Source organism: Allobosea sp. AK1 (genome assembly GCF_006714945.1).
Taxonomy (GTDB): Bacteria; Pseudomonadota; Alphaproteobacteria; order Rhizobiales; family Beijerinckiaceae; genus Allobosea; species Allobosea robiniae.
The window spans coordinates 1,457,039-1,474,182 of the sequence record NZ_VFMG01000001.1 but is presented as its reverse complement, the minus strand read 5'-3'; the positions used below and the strand labels follow the sequence as shown (position 1 = coordinate 1,474,182).

The 17,144-nt window shown below is 64.7% G+C and carries 16 protein-coding genes; 7 read left to right on the top strand and 9 right to left on the bottom strand.

Translation table 11 applies throughout. From position 1 onward, the window contains the following. The first annotated feature begins 48 nt into the window (after positions 1-48). Together FHT98_RS07485 and FHT98_RS07480 are read left to right on the top strand one after the other, a co-directional pair. Positions 49-1,095 carry a LacI family DNA-binding transcriptional regulator gene (locus tag FHT98_RS07485; RefSeq protein ID WP_142113430.1) on the top strand — a complete coding sequence of 349 codons (1,047 nt, stop codon included), beginning with the start codon at positions 49-51 and terminating at the stop codon, positions 1,093-1,095. A gap of 14 nt (positions 1,096-1,109) precedes the next feature. Beyond that, positions 1,110-2,294, top strand: coding sequence for an extracellular solute-binding protein (locus FHT98_RS07480; protein WP_142113428.1), 1,185 nt, complete (start codon positions 1,110-1,112; stop codon positions 2,292-2,294). A 99-nt stretch (positions 2,295-2,393) separates the two neighbouring features. On the opposite strand, the gene FHT98_RS07475 is transcribed toward FHT98_RS07480, so the two are convergent. Continuing rightward, complete coding sequence (locus FHT98_RS07475) at positions 2,394-3,107, bottom strand: TetR/AcrR family transcriptional regulator (RefSeq protein WP_091856852.1); 714 nt, start codon at positions 3,105-3,107, stop codon at positions 2,394-2,396. Between the two features lie 140 nt (positions 3,108-3,247). On the opposite strand from FHT98_RS07475, the gene FHT98_RS07470 reads away from it, so the two are divergent. The 3 genes from FHT98_RS07470 to FHT98_RS07460 are packed head-to-tail and all read left to right on the top strand — an operon-like array spanning position 3,248 to position 6,192. Continuing rightward, a complete protein-coding gene (locus FHT98_RS07470) occupies positions 3,248-4,267 on the top strand; it encodes an efflux RND transporter periplasmic adaptor subunit (protein ID WP_142115700.1) in 1,020 nt (339 codons plus the stop codon). Positions 4,268-4,270: 3 nt separating this feature from the next. After that, positions 4,271-5,518 carry an ABC transporter permease gene (locus tag FHT98_RS07465; protein ID WP_142113426.1) on the top strand — a complete coding sequence of 416 codons (1,248 nt, stop codon included), beginning with the start codon at positions 4,271-4,273 and terminating at the stop codon, positions 5,516-5,518. Beyond that, complete coding sequence (locus tag FHT98_RS07460; RefSeq protein WP_142113424.1) at positions 5,515-6,192, top strand: ABC transporter ATP-binding protein; 678 nt, start codon at positions 5,515-5,517, stop codon at positions 6,190-6,192. The genes FHT98_RS07465 and FHT98_RS07460 overlap by 4 nt, the downstream gene beginning before the upstream one ends. A gap of 124 nt (positions 6,193-6,316) precedes the next feature. Here FHT98_RS07460 and FHT98_RS07455 read toward each other — a convergent pair whose 3' ends face one another. The 8 genes from FHT98_RS07455 to FHT98_RS07420 all read right to left on the bottom strand — a co-directional run bounded on the left by FHT98_RS07455 (position 6,317) and on the right by FHT98_RS07420 (position 14,545). After that, positions 6,317-7,528 (bottom strand): M24 family metallopeptidase, encoded by a 1,212-nt coding sequence (locus FHT98_RS07455; RefSeq protein WP_142113422.1) that lies wholly within the window; start codon positions 7,526-7,528, stop codon positions 6,317-6,319. 69 nt (positions 7,529-7,597) lie between these two features. Then, positions 7,598-8,740, bottom strand: a complete 1,143-nt coding sequence (locus FHT98_RS07450) for an NAD(P)/FAD-dependent oxidoreductase (protein ID WP_142113419.1) — start codon at positions 8,738-8,740, stop codon at positions 7,598-7,600. Further along, complete coding sequence (locus tag FHT98_RS07445) at positions 8,737-9,834, bottom strand: alpha-hydroxy acid oxidase (protein ID WP_142113417.1); 1,098 nt, start codon at positions 9,832-9,834, stop codon at positions 8,737-8,739. Before FHT98_RS07445 ends, FHT98_RS07450 begins: the two co-directional genes overlap by 4 nt. Positions 9,835-9,850: 16 nt before the next feature. Beyond that, complete coding sequence (locus FHT98_RS07440; protein ID WP_162766371.1) at positions 9,851-10,438, bottom strand: isochorismatase family protein; 588 nt, start codon at positions 10,436-10,438, stop codon at positions 9,851-9,853. Between the two features lie 224 nt (positions 10,439-10,662). Continuing rightward, positions 10,663-11,550, bottom strand: coding sequence for an ABC transporter permease (locus FHT98_RS07435; protein ID WP_082617637.1), 888 nt, complete (start codon positions 11,548-11,550; stop codon positions 10,663-10,665). After that, positions 11,547-12,605, bottom strand: a complete 1,059-nt coding sequence (locus FHT98_RS07430) for an ABC transporter substrate-binding protein (protein WP_142115699.1) — start codon at positions 12,603-12,605, stop codon at positions 11,547-11,549. Before FHT98_RS07430 ends, FHT98_RS07435 begins: the two co-directional genes overlap by 4 nt. A gap of 42 nt (positions 12,606-12,647) precedes the next feature. Further along, positions 12,648-13,700 (bottom strand): ABC transporter ATP-binding protein, encoded by a 1,053-nt coding sequence (locus FHT98_RS07425; RefSeq protein ID WP_142113415.1) that lies wholly within the window; start codon positions 13,698-13,700, stop codon positions 12,648-12,650. Beyond that, positions 13,697-14,545, bottom strand: a complete 849-nt coding sequence (locus FHT98_RS07420; protein WP_142113413.1) for an ABC transporter permease — start codon at positions 14,543-14,545, stop codon at positions 13,697-13,699. The genes FHT98_RS07425 and FHT98_RS07420 overlap by 4 nt, the downstream gene beginning before the upstream one ends. A 128-nt stretch (positions 14,546-14,673) precedes the next feature. Between FHT98_RS07420 and FHT98_RS07415 the strand changes: the two genes are divergently transcribed. Then, entirely contained in the window at positions 14,674-15,579 is a 906-nt protein-coding gene (locus tag FHT98_RS07415; protein ID WP_061970680.1) for a LysR substrate-binding domain-containing protein, read from the top strand. A 323-nt stretch (positions 15,580-15,902) separates the two neighbouring features. Further along, a complete protein-coding gene (locus tag FHT98_RS07410; protein ID WP_142113411.1) occupies positions 15,903-16,853 on the top strand; it encodes a LysR substrate-binding domain-containing protein in 951 nt (316 codons plus the stop codon). Positions 16,854-17,144 lie beyond the last annotated feature (291 nt).

Below are 17,144 nucleotides of genomic sequence, written 5' to 3'. Positions count from 1 at the left end.
GATTGACGCTCACTTGACAGGATGCCGTGCAACCGGTTGCATGAAGTGATGGCAGGGGGCTCGATCACGATCGGAGATGTCGCGGCGAAGGCCGGCGTGTCGCGGGCGACCGTGTCGCGCGCCTTCACCCGGCCCAATCTCCTGACGCCGGCCGTCGTCGAGCAGGTCAGGCGGATCGCCGACGAACTCGGCTATGTCCCCAACCGCATCGCGCGGGCGCTCAGCACCGGGCGCTTCGGCACCATCGCGCTCCTGGTGCCGGACATCGCCAACCCCTTCTTCCCGCCGCTCATCCGTGCCGCGCAGGCGCGAGCCGACGCACTGGGCTATGCGGTGTTCCTCGGCGATTCCGACGAAACGCCCGATCGCGAGGACCGCCTGCTGGCGAAGCTGGCGCCGCAGGTCGACGGCTTCGTCGTCGCGTCGCCCCGCCTCGACGAGGCGCGCATTCGCTTCCATGCCGGCCAGAAGCCGACGGTGCTGATCAACCGCGACATCGCCGGCGTTCCGCGCGTGCTCATCGACGTGCGCGGCGGCATCGAGATGGCGATCACCCATCTCGTCGGGCTCGGCCATCGCCGCATCGCCTATGTCGGCGGCCCGGCCGCGTCCTGGGCGAACCAGCAGCGCGAGCAGGCCGCGATGGCGGCAGCACAGCGCTTCGGCATCGAGGAACTGGCGATCCCGGCCTACCGGCCGACCTATGAGGCCGGCCAGGCGGCGGTCGAGCGCCTGCTCGCAGCCGGTGTCAGCGCCGCCATCGCCTTCGACGACATCGTCGCGCAGGGGCTGGTCGCCGGCTTGAGCGCGCGCGGCATCGTCATCCCGCGCGACCTCAGTATCGTCGGCTTCGACGACGTGCTGGCCGCCACGACCTATCCGCCATTGACCACGATCGATGCGCATTGCGCCGATGCCGGCGCGGCCGGCGTCGAACTGCTGCTGGAGATCATCGAGACCGGCGAGAAGCGCGACGCTTGCCAGATCATCCCAACCCGCCTCGTCCAGCGCGAAAGCACCGGCCCGGTCGCGACCAGGGAGGCGATACCCGGGCGATCCCCATCGGCCGGGAACAGGCGCAGATCAACCGACTAAAGAGGGAGAACGTAATGTCACGATGGTCAATCCTAGCCGCAGCGGCGGCCCTGATCGGGCTCGGCCCGCTTGCGGCCGCGGCCCAGCCGAAACCGGCCCTGCCCAAGCCCAAGGCGCCGCTGACGATCAGCGTCATCGACGTCGCCGGCGACCTGCAGATCAGCCAGCCCGCGATCGAGAAGTTCCAGAAGGAGCATCCCGATCTCGTCGCGCGCTTCATCTTCACCAAGGCGACGGCGCCGGAGCTCGCCGGCAAGCTCAAGGCGCAGCAGCAGGCCGGGCGCGTCGACATCGACTTCGTCCTGACCGGCAACGACGCGCTCGCGGCCGGCATGGAGCAGAATCTCTGGCTCGAGATCTTCCCCAAATATGCCGACCGCTTTCCCGCGCTCGACAAGCTCTACATCCCCGGCGCCTATGCCATGCAGAAGATGGCGCGCGGCCAGGCGATGGTGCTCGACTGGTATCCGTCAGGGCCGCTGCTCGAATACGACCCGGCCAAGGTCAAGGACATGCCGAAGACGGCCGAGGAACTGCTGGCCTGGTGCAAGGCGCATCCCAACCGCTTCATGTATGCCCGCCCGGCGAATTCGGGGCCGGGGCGCACCTTCGTGATGGGCCTGCCCTATCTGCTCGGCGACAAGGACCCGCAGGATCCGGTCAAGGGCTGGGACAAGACCTGGGCCTATCTCAAGGAGATGAACGACTGCATCGAGTACTACCCGTCCGGCACCACCGCGACGATGAAGGAGCTCGGCGACGGCTCGCGCGACATCATCGCCACCACCACCGGCTGGGACATCAATCCGCGTTATCTCGGCATCGTGCCGGAGAACTTCAAAGTGGCGACGCTGAAGGGCTTCCACTGGGTCGGCGACGCCAACTACATGGCGATCCCGAAGGGCGTTAGCGGCGAGAAGCTCGATGTCGTGTTGGCGCTGATGGCCTATCTGCTGGAACCGGCCCAGCAGGCCTACATGTACGACCACGGCTATATGTATCCCGGCCCGTCCATCCACGGCGTGACCATCGACATGGCGCCGAAGGACAGCCAGGAGACGATCGCCAAGTTCGGTCGGCCGGAATATGCCGATATGATCGCGAACAACCCGACCGAACCGCCGCTCGACGCAAAGCCTCTGGTGACGATGTTCGAGAAATGGGATCGAGAGATCGCCGGGAAGAAGGCAAGGCCTTGAAGCTGTGGCGCGGTGCGGTTTGTACCGCACCGCGCCAGTTACGGAGATTCGGGCATCGCCTGGAAGCAGGCATTCATGCCTATCCGTCAGGCGCCCAGTCTATGTGTGGTCGCGACGATCGACCTGGCGTGCCGTCATCACCGCCCGTGTGAAGCCAGGTTCGACGATAACCAGACTACCGTCCGGCAGTCCGAGGACACGGTCCATCGCGATACCCTGGAATTGGAAGCGTCGATCCAGCGTCGCGATCGCAGCGTCTTCCCCGGCGGTCCCCATCGCATCAATCGTTCGCGCGACGGCATCGTGGGTGCTGGCGTTGAGATGCAGGACGATCTCCGCTGCGGCTTCGGGGTCCGGCACGGTGAAGGTGCCTTCGGCGGTGCCCTGTGCGATGATTCGGGTCAGCACCGGTCGCATCACCGCGATCGAGGCGGCATTGATCCGATGGTAGAGCAGCAGGTTCTCTGGCCGGAAGACAACGTCGAAAGCGGCCCGGAATTTCGGTGCATCCGCCAGCTTCATGCTGCGTGAGCGCGCCATGAAAACGTTCAGCCGCTCAAGCGCGCTGAGACCCGGATCGTCGAGGATATCGCGGACACGCGCGACCGCATCCTGCGCCAGCCGGGCGGTGATCCCTTCGAGCAAATCCTCCTTCGCCGTGAAGTGGTGGTAGAAGCCGCCCTTCGAGATGCCGACCTTTGCGATCACGTCGTTGACCGTGGTCCGCTCGTAGCCGCGTTCGAAAAACAGCGCCTGCGCGCCGTCGAGGATCTCGTTCCTGCGATCACCCGGGGACTTCACGATACGGGGCATATGCGACCTAACCTCTGCTTGACGACCGACCGTCGGTCTGTAAAATGACCGACGGTCGGTCTCTGGCGATTGTGCGCGTAAGAGGCTGCCGCCGCAACGCTTCCGACTTGCGATGATCGGGAGCGGGGTGCGTCAGCGTGATGCCTCCTGCGAGGGATGTCGTGAAGTTCTCTCGTCTCCTCTTTGCCGCCACGGCCATCATCGTCGCTGGCGGCGCCTACTGGCTCCTGACCAAGCCGGTCGCGGTCGCAACGGTCGCACCCAAGCGCGGCGATGCAGCCGAGATCGTCTACGCCACCGGCACGGTCGAGCCGCGCAACTGGGCCAAGGTTACAGCGCTCGTGCGAGAGCGCATCGTCGAGCGCTGCGACTGCGAGGGCCAGCGCGTGGAGCAGGGGCATGTCCTCGCCCGTCTCGACAGCGTCCAGGCCGAGGCGACCTTGGCCGAGCTCAAGGCCCGCCAGAAGCTTGCCACCGCCGAGCTCGACCGGCTGGCGGTTCTGGTCGAGCGCAATGTGACGAGCCAGCAGGCGCTCGACCGCGCTCGCAGCGAGATGGGGCAGGCCTCGGCGCTGATCGCCGGCCAGACCGCCCGCCTCGAGAACTATGTCCTGCGCGCCCCGATGCGCGGCACCGTGCTGCGCCGCGACGGCGAGGTCGGCGAGATCGCCGAGCCCGGCACCGTGCTGTTCTGGATCGGCGAAGCCAGGCCGCTGCGCGTCGTTGCCGAAGTCAACGAAGAGGACATTCCCCAGGTCAAGCCCGGCCAGCGTGCTTTGCTACGCGCCGACGCCTTTCCGGGGAAAATGCTGGAGGCCACCGTCGACAGCATCACGCCCAAGGGCGATCCCGTCGCCAAGACCTATCGCGTCTATCTCGCTTTGCCGGACGACACGTCCTTGCTGATCGGCATGACGGTCGAACTCAACATCATCGCGCGGGTGGCGAAGCAGGCACTGCTGTTGCCGGTCGCCGCCGTGCAGGGCAACGCCGTCTTCGTTCTCGATGGCGATCGCGCCCGCCGCCGCGAACTGGCGATCGGCATTCGCGGCACCGGCGATGTCGAGGTCCTCTCCGGATTACCGGAGCAGGCTCGCGTGATCACGCCCTTTCCGGACAAGCTCGGCGATGGCGCCCGTGTCAGGCCGCAAGGAGGCTGAGCCATGCGGCTGATCCTCGCTCTGGCCCTGACGCATATCCGCGGCCGCGGCCGGCAGACCCTGGTCGCGATCATCGGGGTCGCGCTCGGCGTCGGCTTTTCGATCGCCATGGCCTCGCTGATGCAGGGCGGCGAGGATGATTTCGTCGCGAGGCTGGTCGACACCATGCCGCATGTCGATATCACGGATGAATATCGCAACGCCCGCCGCCAGCCGGCGCAGGACGCCTTTGCCGCTGTCCACATCGCCGGCTTGCGGCCGAAGGACGATCGGCGCGGCATCCTCAACCCCACCGAGGCGGTCGCAATGCTGCGGGCCTGGGTGCCCGGGCGATTGGCGCTCAGCCTGAAGACGCAAGGCGTGGTGCGCTATTCCGGCCGCGATGTCGGCATCGCCATCATCGGCATCGAGCCGCAGGCGGAGATGAAGGTCTCCTCGCTCGCCAAGGATTTCCGCCAGGGCAGCTTCACCTCGCTGATCGCCGGCGGCAACAACATCGTCGTCGGCGACAGGCTGGCGCAGCGCCTCGGCGCCGAACTCGGCACTACCGTCACCGTCGTCTCCTCCACTGGCCAGAGCCGCGCCTTCAAGATCGTCGGCCTGTTCCATACCGGCACCACGGCGCGCGATGAGGGCGAGGGCTATGTCCTGCTCAAGAACGCCCAGATCCTCAGCGAGCGCCCGAATGCGATCAACGAGATCAGGTTGAAGCTCGACGACCCCAACGCCGCGCCGCAGGTGGCGCGGCGGGCCGAGGCGCAGATCGGCTACAAGGCGATGGCATGGCAGGAGGCGAACGAGTCGCTGTTGCAGGCGCTCGTGATCCGCAACGTCATCATGTACACGGTCGTCGGCGCGATCCTGCTGGTAGCCGGCTTCGGCATCTTCAACATCATCTCGACCATTACCCATGAGAAGGCGCGCGACATCGCCATCCTGAAGTCGCTCGGCTTCACCGAGACCGATATGCGTCGTCTCTTCCTCCTCGAAGGAGTCGCGCTCGGCGCCGGCGGCTCGCTGATCGGCTGGGCGTTCGGTTTCTCGCTCTGCTTTGCGCTCTCGCTGGTTCGCTTCGAATTGTCAGGTGCCAGCGTCGCCCAGGAGATCACGCGCCTGCCGCTGGCCTGGAGTATCTGGCACTATCTGATCGCGGCCGGCTTCGCGCTGGTCTCGGCCGGTGTCGCCGGCTACCTGCCGGCAAGACAGGCGGCACGGCTCAATCCGGTCGACATCATCCGGGGCGCCACGTGAGCGCGCTGATCGAAACGAAGGGGCTGACCCGCGTCCTGCCCGCCGCCGTACCGGTGACGCTGGTCCAGGACATCACGCTCGCGATCGGGGAGGGCGAGTTCGTCGCCATCACCGGCCCCTCCGGTTCAGGCAAATCCTCATTGCTCTATCTGCTCGGGCTGCTCGACAAGCCGAGCGGCGGCTCGCTCGCTATCGAGGGCAGGGGCACTGCCGGGCTCAGCGAACGCGAGCGCGCGGCGATCCGGCTGGCGACGCTCGGCTTCGTCTTCCAGTTCCACTTCCTGCTGCCGGAATTCACCGTCCGCGAGAATGTGGAGATTCCGATGCGCCGGCTGGGCAAGCTCGGCGCTGCTGCCATGCGCGACCGTTCGACGGAACTGCTGACGGCGCTCGGTCTCGCCGACCATCTCGACAAGCGGCCCGACCAGCTCTCGGGCGGCCAGCGACAGCGCGTCGCTGTCGCCCGTTCGCTCGCCAATGATCCGCCATTGATCCTCGCCGACGAGCCAACCGGCAGTCTCGACAGCAGGAATTCCGCGCAGGTCTTCGCGATCCTCGATGAGCTGGTGCGCGAGCGCGGCAAGACAGTGATCGCCGTGACCCACGATACCGAGATGGCAGCGAAGGCAAGCCGGCGCGTTCACCTGGTCGACGGGCGGCTGTGCGAGAGCTGAGATATCATCTGGAAGCTATCGCATGGTGGCTCTCTTCGCGCGCAACTTCACGGCATGGGCCGAAAGCCCGCGACGCAGCGATCAGGCTGATTTCGGCCCGGATCAAGGGAGCATTCTGCGGCGGTCAGGCCTCGTAGCCGAAGGGGTCGTCGACGGAATGCGAGGGCTGGGTAAACCACTTCGCGCCATCATCAGACATGTAGACGATATCCTCCAGCCTCACTCCAAACTCGCCGTAGATGCACATCATGGGCTCGATCGAGAAGCACATGCCAGGCTGAAGCGGCGTCCTGTTGCCCTTCACGATATAGGCCTCTTCGTGAACGTCCAGGCCGAGCCCATGTCCGGTGCGATGCGGCAACCCGGGAACCTTGTAACCGGGCCCGTAACCTGCCGCCTCGATCACTCCGCGCGCCGCCTGGTCGATCGCCTCACAAGGTGCGCCCAGGCGGGCCGCGGCAAACCCCGCCAACTGGGCTGCCTTTTCGAGGTTCCAGATCTCGCGCTGCCGTTCGGTCGGCTCTCCGAACACATAGGTTCTGGTGATGTCCGAACGATAGCCTTCCAGCTTCGTCCCCATGTCGATGAGAACCATGTCGCCGTCGTTCAGCGTCTGCGGGTAGGGTACGCCGTGGGGATAAGCCGTAGCCTCGCCGAATTGCGCGTGATTGCTGGACCAGTCCCGGCCCAGCTTGCGATGCGCGCGCGCCAGGAAGTCCAGGGTCTCGGTCGTCGTCACGCCCACCTTCAAGGCGCGGGCAACCGCACGGTGAACTTCCATGGTGATGTCCATGGCCTGCTGGATCAGGGCAATCTCGGCTGCCGATTTCAGCTGCCGGCAGGCGGCGGTGATCGGCTGCCCGCTGGTGAAGGAAAAGCGGTTGCCCGCCTTGCGCAGGCCTTCAGCGATGTAGAAGGGGGTCTGCGGATCGAGCGCCACCGAGCCGCTCTCGTAGCCCAGGCTGCGAACCGTATCGACGACCAGGGCTGCAGGGTCCTCATGCTCTTCCCAGCAGCGCACGTCGTCGCCGAACAGCATGTATTCCCGCGTCTTGGGCTCCTCGAAAGCGGGGCTCAGGTAGACGACCTCGCCTTCGGCCGGGACGATCGCCCCGTGCAAGCGTTCGGTCAGGGCAAGGTCGATGCCCGTGAAGTAACGCAGGCTGGTCGAGGTATCGAGATAGAGCGCCTGATGCCCTCCGTCTCGCAGCAGCGCTTGGGCCTTTGCGACCCGTGCGCGATACTCGTCCAGCCCGATCGCGACGCTGCGGCTCGTCGGTGGACTGAGCCTGGCGAGCTCTTCTTCGAAGGATGATCCGCCTACCCCGATCGTCATGACATACCCCTTTCAACGTGATTGCCTTCAAAGGCACAGGTGCTCAGCGGCCAGCGAGCATCATCGATACTAAGCGCCCGTGCGCTGTTCGGCATCGTCGGCGAAGCGTCCGAACGAAGCCTTCTGGATATAGAAGCGAGCCGGCCGCATCGCGTTCAACTCCGGCACGATCTCCCGCTCAAGAAGCTCACGCGCGGCGAGCCGGCCCCACATCGGCCCCCAGCCGACTCCGCCATGGGAAACGGCAAAGTAGAAGCCGGGCAGCCAGGGCAGTTCGCCGATGACCGGGCCTCCGTGAGGAATGGCACGGATGCCGATGCGGCTGGCGGCGACGGCGGTGCCCGCCAGCGCGGGTATGAGCTCCGCAACATCCTCCAGGATGCCCTGTGGAGATGGGCCGTTGGCACCGTGGACGCTGGTGAGGGCCTCTCCGCGCCAATGAATGGCCAATCCGCCTTCGGGATCCGGCCGGCACATCCAGGTCGGTGCGCCGATGATCTGCCTGGGTAGGCCAGGGATGGCTTCGGTATAAACCACAAGGCCGGGAACGAGTTCGAGGGGCAGAGTCGCGCCGGCCAATGCGGCGATGTGGCTGCCCCAACTGCCTGCGGCATTGATCACCGCGTCGGCAGCGATCTCGGAGCCGTCGCGAAGCAGGACGCCGGTAACCTTGCCTGCGTGCCGCAGGACCGCGCAGACCGGCTGGTCGGTCAGCACCGAGCCACCCAGTTTTCGGACATGATCGAGCAATGTCGCTACCATGGCGGGGGCATCGACCCAGCCGGAGCGCGCCTCGTAGACGACCTCGTCGTCGTCAGCGAACAGAACGCCGGGCGCCATGCCGCGCGCCTTGCCGCCATCGAGCATCTTGAGGTCGAGCCCGCGCTCGCGGCAGATGGCGAGGTCGCGCGCGATCTTGGCCCGCTCCTCCGGCAGGCCCCAGGTCAAGGTGCCGGTCCAGTGCAGCCATCCCGGGCCGATTTCCTGTTGGAGCTGGTCGAAGGTGTCGTTGAGCTGGAGCCTGAGGCGGGCGCGGCCGGGATCCTCGTCCCAACTCGCCTGCGGAAAGGTCGACAGATAGGCGATCGAGGCAGCGCTTGTGCCGGATGCGGGACGCGCAGCGTCCACGACGACGACATCGGCTTTGCCGACGGCCAGCCTGTAAGCGATGTTCGCGCCGATCGCTCCAGCGCCGATGACGACGATTTTCATGGCGACCTGCTGAAAATTCGGGGAGACAGATCGGCGACGCTGGAGCAGCCGAGATGGCCGAGGGTCGTCCAGAATTCGCGTTTCACGAGTTCCAGCGTGCGTCGCACCCCGTACTCGCCATCTGCCGCCAGGCCGAACGCGACGAGGCGTCCCAGAGCGACGGCATTGGCACCCAGCGCTATGGCGGTGGCGATATCGCTGCCTCGACGCACTCCGGAGTCGAAGATGATCGGAACCTCGGCTCCGACCGCGGCGCGAATATGAGGCAATATCTCCAGTGTCGTCAGGGTGCGATCGATGGACCGGCCTCCGTAGTTGGAGACATAGAGCGCGACGGCTCCCGCATCGAGCGCCGCCTGCGCGTCGGCGACGCTCTGGACGCCCTTGACGATGCAGGGAAGCGGGCTGCGGGCGATAACGTCGGCGGCTTGCTTCCAATCCCAGCGCGGCTCGGCAAAATCGAGCAACTCGACCAGATTTGCCGGATCGGACAGGCCTGGGCCGAAATTCGACGGCCCCTTCTCGCCGCGCGGGGAGAAGCGGTCCTCCATCATGCGTTCGCGCCATTGACGGATCGGCGAATAGGTGGCGCAGACATGGGTGTAGCCGGCCGCCCTGGCGCGGCCGATCATCTGCAGGACGCCTTCCGGATCGCCGACGAAGGTCATCTGGAAAATCTTGGCCACGCCTGACGCCTGCGCCACCTCTTCCAGGTGAAACGAGGACGCCGCCGGCACCATCTGCTTGATACCGGCGGCCTCGGCCGCCCGCCCGATGGCGCAATGGCCGTCGGGATGGAACACGGCTTCGCCGCCGAAAGGCGCGATCAGCGCCGGGAAGCTCAGGTCGTGCCCGAGCAGGTTCGTTCGCGTATCCGGGTTGGATATCCCGGCGAACAACGGCGTATCGAACCTGATCCGGTCGAAGACGCTGGTGTTCTCCTCGCGCGTGACCTCGTCGCCGGTTCCACAATTCAGATAATTCCAGTCGATCTCCGAAAGCTGCCGCCGCGCCTGCGCATGGATGCCGCGAAGCGTCGTGTACTTCTCATCGGTGCGGTAGCGGTCGTCCAGCCGCTGCTCGGGCTTGCTCATGATGGTGACTTTCGTCTCAGGCCTGCGCCTTGAAGGCGGCGATGATCTCGTCGGTCGAGCGGACGCGGCCGATATAGGGGAAGACGTATTTGAGAGAGGCCTCGTGGGCCTCGGCAGTGCCGGCGGCCATGGCGTCGCGCACGAAGATCACGTCGTAGCCGTGATCATAGGCATTCCGGCCGGTGCCCTCGACGCCGAAATTGGTCGAGATCCCGGCCAGTACGATCGTCTTGATCCCACGCCGCCGAAGCTGCAGGTCGAGGTCGGAGCCGTAGAAGGCATTAAAGCTCTTCTTGTTCACGACCGGCTCGTTGATGCGCCTGTCCATCTCCGGGACGAGCTGATCCCAGTTCTCGATGCGGTGCGGGTAGCGGGGCCGCTTGACGTCGAGGTTGGGGCCCAGATTGTCCGACTCGTCGGGCAGGAAGGTCGTGCGCACGAAGACGGGCAGGGCGCCCGCCGCCCGCGCAGGTTCGATCATCGACGCGATACGGGCGACGACCTCGGTCGCGCTGTGCGGCGCGGCCGCGTGATGCGCGACGGAAGTCTGCATGTCGATGGAAACGAGGGCGGTGGTTTTTGCGTCGAACAGGGTGTCGGTCATGGATCGGCTCTTTCTGAATTGGGATGGCGGAGCACATCGCTGCCGCAGCATCGTCGGGCACAGGCTCGCGATCCCGCGCCGGCAGGCTTCGAAAATCCGGGTGATAGAGGGCTTTGCTGGAGTGGTTCGGCGTCAATCGCGCCGGGCGGGAGGAGCGCGGCAATGGCTGTCGAGGCACGAGATCATGGCTCGAAACTCTGCTCGGTCGCGGGCACGGGCGGAGCTCATGCGCGCGCCTGGCGTCCGAGGATCAGCTTGTTGGCGAGAACGGTCATGACGAGCGTCGTCGTCATCAGGATCAAAGCGAGAGCCGAGGCGAAGGGCCAGTTGTTGTTCGCCGTAAACTCCCAGTAGAGCAGCGGCGCCATCATGTGGAAGCGCGGCCCGCCGATCAGCACCGGCGTCGCGAATGCGTTCATCGCGAGGATGAAGCAGAGCACTGCGGCGATCATCGTCCCCGGCAACGCCATGGGCCAGACGATCCGCCAGAAGGCGCGGGCCGGCGCGGCTCCGAGGCTCTCGGCGGCCTGCTCCAGGTTCTCGTCGATTCCCTCGACGACGCTCTGCAGCGTCAGGATCATGTAGGGCAGGTTGATGGAGATGATGCCGATGATGACGCCCGTGGTCGTCTGCATCAGCGTCATCGTGCCCAGGCCCAAGCTGGTGGCGGCAAGGTTGATGACGCCGCCATGCGAGAACAGAACCATCCAGCCGATGGAACGGACGGTGCTGCTGACGAAGAGCGGCAGCACCATCAGCAGCATCACCGCGTTCTTCCACCGGCTCTGCCAGCGGGCCAGCCGATACGCGATCGGAAAGCCGAAGAGCAGACAGAACGCCGTCGAGCTCAACGCCACGACCACGGTGGTGATCATGACGTCGGTATAGTAGGCGTCGCCGAAGAAGCGCGTGTAGTTCTCCGCGGTCGCAGCCTCGACCATGAGCTTTGTCGGATCGAAGCGGTTGAAGCTCATGCGGAGCAGCAACAGCAGCGGCGCCACCAGCATCACTGCCACGACGGCCGTGGCCGGTGTCAGCAATGCGCTGGCGGCCGCGAGATGTCCCTTCTCGCGCCGGTCGGAAGGCAAGGGCGTGGCTGCGGCCAGGGTCATCCCTTGTACTCGATGTTCTTCTTCCACCAGTCGCTCATTGCCGGAAGCTCGCGGGCGAGCTTGTCGAGATCCGGGGAGACCAGTTTCGGCGCATCCGGCGGCAGTTCCAGCCGCTTGGCCAGATTGGGAGGCAGGTTGGCGTTCGCGATCGAGGGCATGTAGCCCATGTTCTCGGCAAAGCCCTGCTGCGCCTTGGGCTGCAGCGCGGCCTCGATATAGGCGTAGGCCGCGTCCTTGTTCTGGGCATTCTTGGGGATGACCAAGCCGGAGACGTAGAGCATCGCGCCGCTCTTCGGCCAGGCCGACTCGATCCGGACACCGGCGTTCTGCCACATGATCGAGCGGGCCTGCCAGATGACCGCAATGGCGATCTCCTTGGACTTGAAGGCCTGGGTAAATGCTTCCGGCTGGGCATAGAGGCGCAGCCCGTTGGCGTTGACGTCCTTGAGATAGCTCTTTCCGGCCTCGTAATCATCGAGCGAGCCGCCGCGATACAGGGCGCCGGCCATCAGGAACGCATAATAGTTGGCGATGATGGCGCCGACCTTGCCCTTGTATTTCGGGTTCAGAAGCGCATCGAGATCCGTCGGCGGCTCGTCAACCTGCTCGGGATCGTAAATGATGACCTGTGCGCTGACGATGTGGGGAACGATGTAGGGGTCTCGTGCCTCGGGGCGGATCGCATTCCAGCTTGGCAGCTTGGCCGGATCGATCGGCAACAGGGCATCGGCGTTGCGCAAGGCCTGCGCCTTCACGTTGTCGAAGCACTGAACATCCACCGCACCGCGCGGCAGGATGCGCTGGGCGATCGTCTTGGCCATGCGGGTATCGGAATCGCCGACATCCTGGACGACCCTGACGGCTTTGTCCGCCATAATCGGATCGACATTCTCCCGCAGCAGCCTGCCATAGTCGCCACCCCAGGTCCCGACCGTGACTGAGCCGCCCGATTGCGCGAAACTCTGGCCCGCGAACGGTACGGCGACCGCTCCTGCCGATGCGCCTGCGATGAAGTTTCGCCGGGAGATGCGATCGAACGTCGTATCCTTGATCATAGCAGTCCCCTGTAGTTGCTCGTGACGGTTGCTTTTTGAAGTTTACGAGGCTTCGAAGACGCGCTCCGCGCTGCCGTCCCAATCGATCGAGACTTCCGATCCCGGTGGCAGGCACAGGCGGTTGCCGGGCTCCGAAGCCTGGCGAACGACGATGCGCTTGTCGGGTGCGATCTGCACCGCATGCTCCACGACCGCGCCGAGATAGACGCCGACCACGACCGTCCCCGTGAGCTTGCCCGCCTCCCGGCCCGCGCGCAGGGCCAGCCGTTCGGGACGCAGCGCCATCGTCGCCGGGCCGGAGCGACGGTCGGACGAGAGGAGGAGCGGCTGTTCCCCTCCGAAGGCGAAGTTGCGCTGTCCGTCGACATGGCCTTCGATCAGGTTGCTGCGGCCGATGAAGCTCGCGACGAATGCCGTTTCCGGTCGCTCGTAGAGATCCTCCTGGTCGCCAGTCTGCTGGATGCGACCGTCCTTCATCACGACGAGCCGATCGCCCATGGCCATGGCCTCGTCCTGATCATGGGTGACCATGATCGTGGTGAACCCATGCTCGCGCTGCAGGATGCGGATATCGCGAGCGACCTCCGACCTGAGGGAGGCGTCGAGGTTCGACAACGGCTCGTCGAGCAGGACGATGTCGGGGCGAATGGCGAGCGCCCGCGCCAGGGCCACGCGCTGCTGCTGCCCGCCGGACAATTGCCGCGGCAGGCGGCCGCCGAGCCCGTCCAGCTTGACCAGAGCGAGCATCTCGTCGACGCGCCTGGACGCTTCCGCCCGCCCGATGCCGCGCATCTCGAGGCCGAAACCGATATTGGCCGCTGCCGTGAGATGCGGGAACAGCGCGTAGTTCTGGAAGACGATGCCCATATTCCGCTTATGCGGCGGCAGATCGACGATGCTTCTGCCGGACACCTTGATGTCGCCGCGGCTCGCCGCGACGAAACCGGCGATCATCCGCAGCGTCGTGGTCTTGCCGCACCCGGACGGGCCCAGAAGCGCAACCATCTCGCCCGCCCGCACATTGAGCGAGAACTGATCGACGGCTGCCATCGTGCCGTAGAATTTCGAGACGTTTTCGATGTCGAGCGTGCTCATCGCGCAACCCGCCCGAGATTGGCGAAATTGCCGAGTGCGAACAGGATGGCGCCGATGCCGACGATCTGCAGGACGGAGATCGCCGCGATCAGCGGATCCAGCCGATATTCCAGATATTGCAGGATCGCGATCGGCAAGGTCGACATGCCGGGGCTGACGAGAAACAAGCTGATCTCCAGATTTTCGAAACTGATGATGAAGGCGAAGAAGCCGGAGGCGACGATGCCGTTGCGCATGGCGGGAAGCGTGACGCGCCAGATCACGCGGGGCGGCGAGGCTCCCAGGCTGGCGGCCGCCTCCTCGGTCACGCGATCATGGTTCGTCAGGCTGGCAAGGCAGATCCGGATGACCCATGGGATCGTGATCAGAACATGGGCCAGGACGAGCAGGGCCATGCTGCCGGCAAGAGGCAATTCCGTGCGCAACTCCACGGTGATCGCGAACACGTAGATCGCGAGGCCGATCGCGATTCCGGGAATGGTCAACGGCGCCAGAAGCAGCGTCCCGATCCCTTGCGTGCCTCTATTCCGGTAGCGCGACAGGGCTATGCCGGCTGGGACCCCGAACAGCAGGCTCAGCCCGCCCGCCAGCAATGCAAGCTTCAGGCTGGTCAGAAGCGGAGAAATGAATTGAGGAATGCTCGATCCATACCACGCCAATGAATATCCCTGAGGAGGGAAGACGATGACCTTGTCGTCGAAAAAGCTGACGTAAACCGTCAAGATCAGGGGAGCGAAAACTGTAATTATACCGGAAACAACCAGAGCGGTTGCTCCCGGTCGCGCCAACCATTCCAATTTTTCTGCCAATCCGAGCGACGATGCGCTGGGCCCCGTGTCCGACATCTTTATCCCCTGTTGGGCTATAGCGTGGACGGGATAAAATATCGCGTCAAATTATTTGTTTGACCGAGTTGATAACGAATGGGAATGATTCTGCTCGGAGATCGGGTCTCCAAAGGGGCAACTGCTCGATGTCGATGAACCCCCGCCAGCTCCAGGCCTTCTCCGCGGTCATGCGCGCCGGCGGCATCTCTCGTGCGAGCCGGGTGCTGCACCTGTCACAGCCGGCTGTGAGCAAGCTCATAGCGGGGCTGGAGGGCGATGTCGGCTTTCCCCTGTTCAGGCGTGACAAGAAGCGGCTTTCGCCGACGGCCGAGGCTCATATCTTCCTGGCGGAGGTGGATGCGATCCTCAACGGCATGGAGCGGCTGCGTCGCGTATCCGCGGACCTCAAGAACACCCGCCGCGGTCATCTCACCATCGGGACTATCGCCACATTCGGGCTTACGCTGCTGCCGGAGATCATTGCGAGCTTTCAGAAGACCAGCCCTGAGACCAGCGTGCATCTGCATGTGCAGACCTCGCCGAAGCTTCTCGATCTCGCTCACACCCAGCAACTGGATATCGCGATCAGCATGCTGGCCTCCGACAGCCCTGCCGTTCAGACCGAGACGCTCATGCAGTGCCGGGCCGTCTGCGTCCTGCCATCAGGACACCGGCTCGCCGGCAAGGATGTGATCGTCCCCCGGGATCTCGAAGGCGAGGCCTTCATCTCGCTTGGAGAGACCGATCGGGTGAGACAGCTGGTGGATCGCGCTTTCGAGCAGGAAAACATCGTGCGGAAGATGGTGACGAGTACCCAGTTCGGGATGGCGGCCTGTGAATTCGTGCGATGCAGCAATGCGGTGACGGTCGTGGCGCCGATGACGGCTCGGGCCTCCGTCAATCGTGATCTGGTGATCAAACCCTTCAGGCCCGAGGTGGTACTCGACATCAAACTGCTGCGTCCGCGGATGAAGCCTCCTTCCTCCGTTCGCGAGAGTTTCTTGCGCCATCTCCGAGACTGCCTGGAACGATGGAATCTTTCGCACCCTTGAATGGGTGTTGAAGGAGATTCAGAAGAACCTCGGGCGCAGATGGGCAGGTTCACGCCGCTCAGCCGACAGAGATCGAGGAACGACCATGAGCGGACGTAGCCAGCTCTGGAGGGCGCCGCTGCAGGGTGGCGGCCGCTGGCGGTACGAAGAGAATGTTCAGATCCCTCACGACGCCTGGGCCGGCATAAAGCCGGATGGTCAAAGCCGCAGGGGGACACCGTCAGCGGCGCCATGGGTATCCAACTCAAGATACAGCGTCTCATGGGCGTTTCGAACAACTTCCAGTCTGTCGCGCTGGATTCGGCAAAACTTAGTAGATTCATATGCTTGTTGATGCCTTAGACACGCCGTCTACGGATGGAGGGAGCGTGAAACATCGGCATCTTGAGGTGTTCAGGGCTGTCATGCGCGCCGGGAGCATCACCGGCGCCGCGCATTTGCTCGGACTGACCCAGCCAGGAGCCAGCAAGCTCATCGCACAGGGAGAGGAGTTGTGCGGCTTCCCCCTGTTCAGCCGCGTCCAGAACCGCCTGGTTCCGACCGAACGGGCCGTTCGCCTGTTCGAGGAAGCGGAACGGCTGTTCGTCGGCATGGAAGAAATCAATCGCCTGGTGGGGCGTCTGCGCAGCGACGGCCCGCCGCGTACCGTCGTCGCCGCCATCCCGATGATCGCCCAGGAGATTCTGCCGTTCGCCGCAGCCGACTGGCTCGCGGGTGTCGATGCCCAGCTCTTCGTCACGACGCGCGATGCCGGCGGCGTTCTCGCCATGGTGACCTCCCGCAATGCCGATGTCGGCTTCGCCATGAGCTTCCGCCGGACGCCGGGCGTGCGAAGCCAGCTCATCGCGCGAAGCCGGGTTATGTGCGCCATATCCACCGAGCATCCGCTCGCAGCGAAGGCGATCATCAACCCAGCGGATCTGCAGGGAGAACGCTTCATTTCGATCTCGCGGCATGAAGGGCAGCAGCAGAAGATCGATCAGGTGCTGGCGGCGGCATCCGTGAAGCCGAAGGAAGTGGCCGAGATGCCGCTGATCATCGGCGCGGCAGCCATGGCGCGGGCCGGCATCGGCATCACATTTGCCGACTGCTTTTCCGCGCGGCCATGGCTCGGGCAAGGCCTCGTGCTGCGCCCGTTCGAGCCGGAAATCCGGTTCGAGTACCATGCGATCTGGATCGATGGGGCACCGCAGGGGCGCAACGTCCAGACGCTTATTGCCGCGATGCGGGCGACCATGCGCGCTCAGTTGCAGAGCTTCGGCAGCGGCGCCTAGCTGCGCAGCGCTCAAGGCCGCACCCCGCGATCTTTGGGCGGTGCAGCGATCCTCGACCATAACCAGAGGCCATGATCCATAACCAACGTCGCGATGGACAAGTACGTCACGCTTGACCGAATATCATGGCTCTCGAAATCGAAATTCGGCGATTTCATCGAGATCTTGAGGTCAAATTCTCGAACAAGTTCAAGGTTTATCCGAGGCATGAAACGGAAATACCTTGATGTGCGCGAGTTGACGACTTCGCGATCGCCTTGGCATGCCTTGCGGCCTGGGTGAACGAAGCAA